Source organism: Verrucomicrobiia bacterium (assembly GCA_035460805.1).
Taxonomy (GTDB): Bacteria; Patescibacteriota; UBA1384; order CAILIB01; family CAILIB01; genus DATHWI01.
On the sequence record DATHWI010000124.1, the window covers coordinates 1 to 5,415 of the forward strand.

The following is a 5,415-nucleotide window of genomic DNA, read 5'->3' on the forward strand; positions in this document are numbered from 1 at the left end:
TTGCCCTTATACTGCGTGACGATGATACCTGCGCCCTTACTCCGCCAGCGTACTTAGAAACCGTGTATGGCCCGGCTTGGGAAAAGAAGCTGCCTGTATCACTATCGGTAGTGCCTCGCATTATTGGCAGTCACAACCCCAATATTCCTCCTTCGGAGCGCGGTACTGGAAAAGAGTATGTGCTCACAGAAGAGAGCCCTGTTTTTAGTTTGTTGCACGAGAAACAGCAAGAGGGCTTGGTAGATATTGTCCAGCATGGCTACTTTCACACGACAAACCTAGACCTTAGGTATCCGCCGTTTGGTGAAACTACGGGTTATACCCGGGAACTACTGCAGCAGTCTTCCGAATTCTATGGTGCTTCCAACGCGGAGATCCGAGAGCGGATTACCAAGGGGAAAAAACATCTCGAAGATTTATTTGGAGCGGGTTCAGTGCGCAGTTTCGTGGCACCACAAGAATACCTGACGCCTAGTCTCTGGAAAGAGTTGGTGGCACAGGGGTTTGTTGGGTATAGCGGGGGCATCCGCCCTCAGTTTTGGGAATACGTGCCAGTGAGCGCGGTATCCGCTAAGGCGTTCATGGGGTTGGTATCGGCGGTAATCCGTCGCACTTCACCGGCCTTTCTAGGTGAGCAGGTGGCCAAACTCACACCACAGCTTCCACTGTTGCCCGCAACCTACCGCCACTACTGGAGTGGATACCAAACTCCGGAACAAGCGGCCAGCACATTGGCTGAGGGTAAACGAATACTTCATAAAAAATATGAAGACGGGGAAGGATACTTCCTGCTTCTTACCCACTATTGGGAATACTTTGGTGATTGGCAGAAGGCCCCTACGCAAAACCTGCAGCTTGAAGGGCTGCACGACTTGTTTGCGGAGATGGCTTCCCTTGAAGGGGCGTGGCCATGCACCCTTACTGAGTACAGTGAGTATATCCGCCAGGCCTAGTCCTAAAGGCTGGACTTCTTGAGGGGGTGAGGGCGGACGAAGAAAAACCCTCCTAGGGCCACCAGGGCCTGAATGAGAAGGTAAGAAATGCCGGCGGCATTAAGCCCGTACACCCTAAGGGTAAGCGCGGAAATGATGACCCATCCTACTGCAAGGAGAGTGAAAAGCACGTATACGGTCCGCAATTTGCGATAAATACGCTGCAGGACAACGGTGAAATCGTTCAGGGCAACGATTGGCTTTGCGGCGAGGAGCAAGAGCAGAAGGCCAAACCCTTTCTCTGCATATTCTGCGCCAAACAACCCGAGTGCAAAATGGCCCAGGTAGTAGGCTAGGACAAAACAGACGGCCATGTAGCCCCAGATAAAGTACATAATATTTGGGAAGCGGTCGGCGAGCGTTTCTTTGCTACGGCTTCCTTCAGCAAACGTTACGGAGATGGCTGCGCTATTAAGGATGCCCACTGCGGAGACGGCCATCAAACAGACAGAGAAGACGGCGGTGCTGGCTGATCCTAAGATACTCGTCACAATAATTGGCATGAGGAACTCGGGGGTGGTAGCCAAAAGGGCGGTGCCGTAACTTCCTGCTGCGTAACCGCCAACGCCAACCAAGGCGGTTCTGTCGAGGGTGCTACGAAGCTTGGCCCCAGGTGGGAGAAGGACAAAGAGGCCGAGGATGGCGGAGGCAGCGGCAGAGATGGCGAATGCCAGGAAGAGGCCTTGTCCCCCAGAAAGCCCGCTGAGGCGGAAAACAAAATACCAAAGGGCAAGGCGTGCACCATTCTGAACAATGTCCTGGGCGATGATCCAGGGCACTTTTTGCTGTGCTATCCCAAGGGCAAAGCAAAAGTTAATCCACACCAGCGAGAGGGTGGAAACAAGGAAAACGAGCATCCAAGGCCATTCTTGTAGAAAACGCAGCTGAGGCAGCCAGAAGTTGAGGCTGCAAATAAAGATGAGGCTGCCCGCAAGTGCACTGAGTCCTCCCAGGAGAAAGGCTGCTTCCACTACCCGCTCGGGACGCTCGTGGTTGGGAAGAAAATAGGGAATAGCGTAGTCAAAACCAAGCCGCGAAAAAAGGGCAATGAGGGAGCTGGCCGCAACCATGGTGCTGGCAGTACCTACCTCTGCCGCGGGAAGAAGGCGGGCGGCGAGCAACCAAAAGGCTGCCGTTAAAATTGCCGCTAGTGCCGCATCACAAGAGAGTAAAAGAGAATTGGAAACGAAACTGGTCCGGGGGATTCTCATTACCGTTAGGGCTTTTGAAACTTAAGGATAGTGGTTGGCCCCAACTGACGGAGAATGGGTAGCCACCTGAGGGCTACCAATACCCGAAGAAGCAATCTCTTTAAACCAGAGCCTGGTTCGGTGGGAAGATGGGAGGGGAAGGTTGTCAGGAAGGTAACCTTGAGCCCAGCCTGCTCTACAAGTTTCTGAAGCGTGTAAGCGGGAAGCTCGTGCGCATCAAAATTGTGCCGGTGCTGCCAGTAGTCGCCTTCTTTCAGCTCACCTGTCGGGTCGCTGGGGATAGGGTCGTTGCGGTGGAAAAGGTAGTGCTTTAGGGAGAAGTGGTGCATGGAGGCTGCATTGCTCACGCGAATAATGCCCTCGCTTCCTGGCCGCATAACCCGGTAGAGCTCGCTGAACATGGCGGGAAGGTTGGGGACATGTTCCACTACGGACTGTGAAAACACACGGTCTACCGAATTATCCTTAAGGGTGAGTTTCTCAAGTGAATCTACGGAAAGTGAAAGGTTCTTAACCCCCCGTTTCTTTGCCAAGGCCTGGCCCATCCCAATACCAACGGGCGAGAGGTCTACGGCGATAACTTGGTTCTTGGGAAGCTGCTCCGCGATCCAGACGGTAATGGTCCCTTCGCCGGCTCCCGCATCAAAGAAAACCTGGTCCGGCTTGGTGGACCGTACAAAATCCAGCATTTCATTTTCAATGGCAGGGGTTTCACCCGTCTTAACGTTGTGCTCCCGCATCATGCGGTAGTACGTTTTGTTGGTGCGGAAGGCATCCGCGAGTTTTGGGTTGGAATCTGCCATGGGGAGCTGCTAGCAAGTTGAAGTTAGGGGTTACCGCTTAGGGTCTGGTTTGGAAAATACAGCGATCTGGGTAAACCCGATGGCTTTGCCGATAGGGGTAGTACGAAGGAGTACCTCAAACGGCTGACTGACCGCTTGACGGAGGCGGGGAACAAACAGGGGAAGGTGGAGGAACTTGGAAACCATGAAGGAAGCCTCTCCGGCCCATTGCACAAAGTACTGTTTGGCAACGGCAAAGCCGGCATCTTTAAAGTACTTGCTGAGTGAACCAGGGGTTTGGTAGTGCTCGTACCCGTCTTCACCTTCGTAGTGCCCATAGAAAGGTACTGGCTCGATGGTGACTTTGTTCTTCCGGAAGACATTGGCCACTATTTGGACAAAGTTGTGGACAAAATAGATGCCCCGGTCGTTAATCCAAAGTTGGGAACCAGATTTGTTAGGTGTAGTGATGTAAATCTTGCCACCTGGCTTCAGTACCCTGAGGATTTCCTTTGCGTAGCTGGACAGGTCACGGATGTGCTCCACGGTCTCAATACAAAGGATGCAATCGATTGAATTGTCCTTAAGGGCAAGGTGCTGCAAGTCGCCTGCGATAGGGACCAGGGTTGGCTGGTCGTAGCGCTCTGCGCCATCAGCGAGAAGGGTGTTGGACAGGTCGTAGCAGATGGTCATTGGCGCCTTTTTCTCGCCATACAAATCCAAAAGGTAGTTGGACACATATCCCTCGCCACCACCTGCGTCCAGGATGACCTTGGCGTCAGGATTTTGCTTGTGGATAAGGTTGCAAACAAACCAGCGCGAAGCGTTCAGGTTGTGTTCGTCGCGCATGCGCAGGTAGGGGTCTGTTTTTTTGACCCACCAGCCGTCACCTTGGGCAATGCGGTCTGCGTAGAACCCATTGTAGGTAATGCGGTCTTTGTCAGCGGACTTACCCCATGGCTTGCGGGTATCCATCATGATGGGCATGTCATCCTCAATGGAAAAACTTGCGTCACAACCCTTGCATACGAGGTTGGTTTTTTTCTTGTCCAGTTCCCCTCCACATGAAGGGCACTGCATGAGTTTTAAAATAGAGGCGGCGGTCATGACTGTGATTGGTAATATGTTTTAAACCAGGCTGCGAATTCAGCGAGGCCTTGGTCTAGGCTAACCTGTGACTTCCACTGTAGCAGCTCCTGTGCCTTTGTCGTGTCTGCAGAAGTGAGGAGTACGTCACCAGGCTGCAGGGGCATGTAGTTTTTCTTTGCTTGCTTTCCAAGATGCTTCTCCAAGGTTGTAATGAATGTCTCCAGCTCCACTACGTTGCTGCCGCCCAGGTTGATGATTTCGTAGGCGAGAGGCGTGTCGATAGAAGCAATGACGCCGCGGGCGATATCATCGATGAAGGTAAAGTCGCGCTGCATTTTGCCGTGGTTGTAGACGTCAATTTCCTTATCATTCCAGATAAGGCTGGCAAATTTGATAGGTGACATATCCGGCCGCCCCCATGGCCCGTACACGGTAAAGAAGCGGAGGCCAGTAGACTGTACACCAAACAGGTGGTGGTAGGTGTGGGCAATTACCTCGCAGCTTTTCTTGGTTGCGGCGTAGAGGGAAATTGGCCTGTCGGTATTCTGGTCTTCTACAAAAGGGGCGCTGTCTGAGTTCCCATATACAGATGAAGAAGAGGCGTAGACAACCTGCGGGATGTTGCGGTGGCGGGCCTGTTCAAAAATACAGGTGGTCCCCATAACATTGCTGTGGATGTATGCCAGCGGGTTCTCCAATGAGTAGCGTACCCCGGCCTGAGCTGCCAAGTGGCAGATTGACGTTACGCCTGGGTGCTTGTCTAAGACACCGTCAAGGAAAACGGGGTCGGCTACGTCACCCTCGTAGAAATGGAAATTTGGGTAAGGGGAAAGCCAGGCAAGACGGTCACACTTCAGTTGGGGATCGTAGTAGTCGTTGACGTTATCTATACCTATCACCTCATCGCCGCGCTCAAGCAGCGCCTTGGCAACGTGCGAGCCAATAAAGCCTGCGGCCCCAGTAAGGAAAATCTTTTTCATACTGGCTATACCCCTACGCCGCGGTAGGTGAACCCTGCTTTTTCAGCTGCGCTGCGTTGGAAGATGTTGCGGCCGTCCAGGAGTATATTGCCCCTCATGGCCTCTTTTACTTCCGCCAGGTCTACGGTGCGGAACTCGTCCCACTCGGTAACTATGAGGAGCGCATCAGCCCCTTTGGCGGCGTCCAGCGAACTGTCGCAGAAGACTGTTTCGGTAGGAAGCTTGTGCTTGGCCTCTTCTTGTCCCTTTGGGTCATAAACTTGCACCGTTGCGCCCGCCTCAATGAGCGCGGGGATAATTTCCAGTGAAGCAGCTTCCCGAATGTCGTCAGTGCGCGCTTTGAAGGTGAGTCCCCATACGG

At 53.1% G+C, this 5,415-nt stretch carries 6 protein-coding genes; 1 reads left to right on the forward strand and 5 read right to left on the reverse strand.

Annotated elements, in window-relative coordinates; all coding sequences use genetic code 11:
- Window positions 1-953, forward strand: a 953-nt coding sequence (locus tag VLA04_05475) for a DUF2334 domain-containing protein (protein ID HSI21117.1), incomplete at its 5' end; no start/stop codon positions are given.
- A 2-nt stretch (window positions 954-955) separates the two neighbouring features.
- On the opposite strand, the gene VLA04_05480 is transcribed toward VLA04_05475, so the two are convergent.
- The 5 genes from VLA04_05480 to VLA04_05500 all read right to left on the reverse strand — a co-directional run.
- Window positions 956-2,203 carry a hypothetical protein gene (locus VLA04_05480; protein ID HSI21118.1) on the reverse strand — a complete coding sequence of 416 codons (1,248 nt, stop codon included), beginning with the start codon at window positions 2,201-2,203 and terminating at the stop codon, window positions 956-958.
- A 5-nt stretch (window positions 2,204-2,208) separates the two neighbouring features.
- Window positions 2,209-3,006, reverse strand: coding sequence for a class I SAM-dependent methyltransferase (locus VLA04_05485; GenBank protein HSI21119.1), 798 nt, complete (start codon window positions 3,004-3,006; stop codon window positions 2,209-2,211).
- A gap of 30 nt (window positions 3,007-3,036) precedes the next feature.
- Window positions 3,037-4,092, reverse strand: coding sequence for a methyltransferase domain-containing protein (locus VLA04_05490; GenBank protein HSI21120.1), 1,056 nt, complete (start codon window positions 4,090-4,092; stop codon window positions 3,037-3,039).
- Window positions 4,089-5,054, reverse strand: a complete 966-nt coding sequence (locus tag VLA04_05495; protein HSI21121.1) for an NAD-dependent epimerase/dehydratase family protein — start codon at window positions 5,052-5,054, stop codon at window positions 4,089-4,091. Before VLA04_05495 ends, VLA04_05490 begins: the two co-directional genes overlap by 4 nt.
- 5 nt (window positions 5,055-5,059) lie before the next feature.
- Window positions 5,060-5,415: UDP binding domain-containing protein (locus VLA04_05500; GenBank protein HSI21122.1), on the reverse strand; the 356-nt coding region annotated here is incomplete at its 5' end.